The organism is Thermoclostridium caenicola (genome assembly GCF_900142095.1).
Classification (GTDB): Bacteria; Bacillota; Clostridia; order DSM-8532; family DSM-8532; genus Thermoclostridium_A; species Thermoclostridium_A caenicola.
This window is the reverse complement of sequence record NZ_FQZP01000084.1, coordinates 1-4,239: the sequence shown is the minus strand read 5'-3', so window position 1 is coordinate 4,239 and position 4,239 is coordinate 1. Positions and strand designations below refer to the sequence as shown.

Sequence of the window (4,239 nt, the reverse complement as noted above, 5' to 3'; positions counted from 1 at the left end):
TCTTCATTCTTAATTATCATTTCCGTCACCCAATAATATTTTACTATATTAATGCAAAAAAGCCCAGTTCTCACTGGACTTTTTCGACAGTCTGAGGCCGCCTGAAAAGGCGGCCTTTGTTTTTTATCCGGTATGCTTCATGGACAGCGCGATTCGTTTGCGCTTCAAATCCACCTCAAGGACACGGACCCTGACGATATCTCCCACCGAGACCACTTCCATGGGGTGCCGGACGAACCGGTCGCTCAGCTCGGAAATATGGACCAGGCCGTCCTGGTGGACGCCAATATCCACGAAGGCGCCGAAATCCACCACATTCCGCACCGTACCGCTGAGCACCATGCCCGGTTTCAGATCCTCCATCTTCAAGATATCCTCCGACAGGAGCGGGGGCGGCAGCTCATCCCTGGGATCCCGGCCCGGCTTCATCAGTTCCCTGATGATATCGGTCAGGGTCGGTACACCAACCCCTGTCTGTTCCGCAACCTGCTCAAGCCCCATCCGGGATATCTTATCCCGGAGATCCCCCAGTCGCCTTTCGGCCACATCCTCCAGGGTATACCCGGTTAACTTGAGCAGCTTTTCGCAGCTCTCGTAGGATTCGGGGTGGACCGAGGTATTGTCCAGGATGTTCTCGCCGCCGGGTATCCTCAAAAAGCCGGCACATTGCTCAAAAACCTTGGGCCCCAGTTTTTTGACCTTCAGAAGGTCCTTCCGGCTTTTGAAGCTGCCGTTTTCCTCACGCCATGCGACGATGTTCTGGGCGATGGCGGCGTTTATTCCAGAGATATAGGACAGGAGGGCAGCCGATGCGGTGTTGAGATCCACGCCCACGCTGTTGACGCAGTCCTCCACAACCCCCGCGAGGGCCTCACCAAGCCTCTTCTGGTTCATATCATGCTGATACTGGCCTACGCCGATGGCCTTGGGATCGATCTTCACCAGTTCGGCCAGGGGATCCTGAAGCCGCCTGGCGATGGAGATGGCGCTTCTTACCGACACATCATAGTCCGGGAACTCCTCGGCTCCCAGTTTTGAGGCCGAATAGACCGACGCCCCCGCCTCGCTGACCACCATGTATTTGACACCCCGGTCCATTTCCCGGATAACCCCGGCCGTAAAGATCTCGGTCTCCCGCGAGGCGGTTCCGTTCCCGATGGCGATCACGTCTATGCCATACTTTTCAACGAGCGCCTTAACCACCTTTCCGGCCTCCTCGATCCGGTTCTGGGGCGGCGTGGGATAAATGACACCCGTATGGAGCACCTTGCCCGTTTCATCCACCACGGCCAGCTTGACGCCCGTCCGGTAGGCCGGGTCCATGCCCAGCACCACCTTACCCTTCACCGGCGGCTGGAGCAGCAGATTCCTCAGGTTTTCCCTGAACACCTTGATGGCCTGCTCGGATGCCGCCTCCGTCAGGCTTGATCGGATTTCATTCTCAATGGAGGGTTTGATGAGGCGCGAATAGGCATCCTCCACCGCCTTTTCCACAAAGGTTTTAAAGATGGATTCTTCCTTCAGCACCGTCCGGCTTTTGAGCCAGTCCAATATCCTTTCTTCAGGAGCCTCCAGCTTCACCGAAAGGTACTCCTCCCGCTCGCCCCTGTTGATGGCGAGGACGCGGTGGGGCGCTATTCTGGACACGGGCTCCCTGAAATCATAATACATCTGGTAGGGCGAATCCTCTTCCTTTTTGGCCGACGTGACCAGGACCCCTTCCCGGAAGGTCATCTCCCGGATCTTCTTCCTGTATTCCGCGTTATCCGAGATCATCTCGGCGATGATGTCCAATGCGCCCGCGATGGCCTCCTCGGCGCTGCTCACGCCCTTATCCGGGTCAATATAGGGCGCTGCCGCCTCCGCGGCATCACCGGTTTTCCAGCTTTGGGCATAGATGATGGCCGCCAGCGGTTCGAGCCCCTTCTCATGGGCAATGGATGCCCGGGTCCGCCTTTTGGGCTTATAGGGCCTGTAAATGTCTTCTATTTCCTGGAGGGTTTCGGCCCTGTCCAGGGCTTCATTGACCTCCGCGGTCAGCTTGTCCTGCTCCGCGATGAGACGCCGGACTTCTTCCCGGCGCTGTTCCAGATTCCTCAGGTACGTCAGGCGGTCAAACAATTCCCGCAGCACCTGGTCGTCCAGACCGCCGGTCACTTCCTTCCGGTATCGGGCTATGAACGGGATGGTATTGCCGTCATCGATAAGCTTTACCGTGTTCTCCACCTGGGATTTTTTAAGATTCAGCTCGCCGGCCAGCTTTGACAGAATATCAGCCATTACGGAACTCCTTTCGCCCTGTTGAAAAATCTCTTTAACATTCTAAACCGGTGCGGCGGGATTGTAAACAAATTTTCCCCCCTTTACAAAGAACATATGTTCGTTTATAATGAAACTGCGCTTCGCCCGTGGTTGCGGAAGGCATCCCGGCGAAGCAGTCTTCTTTTCCGGATGTGAGCGACAGGAAGCCGAATATTGAGGGATCAGGATGAAGGTATTGATGAAAAGTGTGGATATGATTTGTCTCAGCAGTCGCGAGGGCGAGATCCGGCCCCTGAAATTCCGCATCCAGGAAAGCAACGGCGAGTTCCGGATCGTCAAGATCGATCGCGTCATTTCAAAAAAAGAGGAGAAGACTGCCGGAAACCGGATGCTGGTCTTTACCGTGCAGAGCGTGATGGATGGCGTCGAGCGCATCTATGAGATGAAGTATGAAATCCAGACCACGCGCTGGTATCTTTATAAATTATAAGGTTCAAATACTGAAAGGCGTTTTCAGTTGACGGCCGCAGTCCTGCGCCTTTCAAAGCAGGACAGCAGCACCTTGTCCAGTTCCAGCACATCCCGCATTTCAAAGAATCCGCTCTTGCCCCTTAAAAAGCGTATACCGCGCAGGGCCCCGGCAGCAAATGCCTTCCGGTTGAAGGATTCGTGGGAAATGCATATCTTGTCGTTATCTCCGACGATCATCAGTTCGTGCCGGCCTACAATGCCGCCCGCCCGGGTCGCATGAATGGGAATGCCGCGGATAAGGGGCACACCCGAGGCTTCAAGCCCGTCTTCCACTTCTAGAGGATGCCGCTGTCGTTTTTGGCGGCAAGGAGCTGGAGCCGCACCACATCATGATCGCTGAAGCCGGTTGTCCCGATCACCAGGCCAATCCGCCTTTCCGAGATCAGCCTGACATACTTCATGGTCGCCCTGGCGTTGGAAAAATCCACAATGACATCCGGGGCATGCTCCTGCAGGACCTCTTCCAGCTGGCCGGCCCCATACACTTTGGCCCCGGTTTCGGGGATCCCCAGGATTTCTCCCACATCCTTTCCGCGCTTGCTGCTGAAATCGGAACATATGGCTGCCACCAGCCGCATATCCGGCTGCTCAAGTACGGTACGGGCAATCTCCGCACCCGTCCTGCCCAAACCCATCAGGCAGATTTTCGTGATTCCTTCGCTCCCCAACATGGCAAACCATCCTCTCTTTTCAGACCTGGGAGAACAACCGACCCGTCCGGGGTGCAAAGTTCAGCCCCGCCTGCAACCCCTGCAAGACTCATGGTATGAGCCACTCTCCGCTTCCTGCTCCCGAGATAAACGTTTACTTTTAATGTCCGGATTCCCGATCGGACAGCATGAGTGCGCATCAGACCGACAGACAAGCAAAAGGACACTTCCGGGCCCGGTGGTGACGGGAAAGGCCATGTTTATTCCCGCACTGGTCATTATATGCGGGAAATCTGTCCGATATGACACCGGACAACCTGCAGAAATGGGTGGTTTGCCACAAAGAGGCAGACCATTCGCATAAAAAAAGGTTCTATAATAAATGTTGGGGTGCCGAGGGACAGAACACTTCGGAACTCCAACATTTTTTTTGCAAACAAAGAGAGCATGGAGTGAATTCTCTAGTAAAATGAAGTTACCCAATCCAACATTTTAAAGGAGAATCAACCATGCTCTACAAAGATTATACGCGAGAATTTATTGGATTTGAAGATGTAATCGTTACCTTCGCAGAAAGAAAGGACAATCAGTTCCACATTCATATGAAAATGAAGCGAAAAGCCCATAAGTGTCCCCGCTGTGGTCGGATTACGGAAAAGATTCACGATTACAGAGAACAACGAATTAAGGATATATCTTCATTTGGAAGCTATACTTTCATACATCTGAGGAAACGACGCTATGTATGTCCTTCATGCAATAAAAGGTTTTATGAAGAGGTACCTTTCCTGCCAAG

Annotated in this window: 5 protein-coding genes; 2 read left to right on the top strand and 3 right to left on the bottom strand. The window is 53.9% G+C overall.

Annotated features, from left to right (window positions below; genetic code table 11):
• Positions 1–123 precede the first annotated feature (123 nt).
• A complete protein-coding gene (locus F3H12_RS12845) occupies positions 124–2,280 on the bottom strand; it encodes a Tex family protein (RefSeq protein ID WP_149679715.1) in 2,157 nt (718 codons plus the stop codon).
• Positions 2,281–2,500: 220 nt separating this feature from the next.
• On the opposite strand from F3H12_RS12845, the gene F3H12_RS12840 reads away from it, so the two are divergent.
• A complete protein-coding gene (locus F3H12_RS12840) occupies positions 2,501–2,752 on the top strand; it encodes a hypothetical protein (RefSeq protein ID WP_243133293.1) in 252 nt (83 codons plus the stop codon).
• Between the two features lie 23 nt (positions 2,753–2,775).
• Here F3H12_RS12840 and F3H12_RS12835 read toward each other — a convergent pair whose 3' ends face one another.
• Positions 2,776–3,066 carry a dihydrodipicolinate reductase C-terminal domain-containing protein gene (locus F3H12_RS12835; RefSeq protein ID WP_149679713.1) on the bottom strand — a complete coding sequence of 97 codons (291 nt, stop codon included), beginning with the start codon at positions 3,064–3,066 and terminating at the stop codon, positions 2,776–2,778.
• A gap of 2 nt (positions 3,067–3,068) precedes the next feature.
• Positions 3,069–3,464, bottom strand: a complete 396-nt coding sequence (locus tag F3H12_RS12830) for a Rossmann-fold NAD(P)-binding domain-containing protein (RefSeq protein ID WP_149679712.1) — start codon at positions 3,462–3,464, stop codon at positions 3,069–3,071.
• 488 nt (positions 3,465–3,952) lie between these two features.
• Here F3H12_RS12830 and F3H12_RS12825 point away from each other — a divergent pair.
• The coding region (locus tag F3H12_RS12825) for a transposase family protein (protein ID WP_149678881.1) at positions 3,953–4,239 on the top strand (287 nt) is incomplete at its 3' end.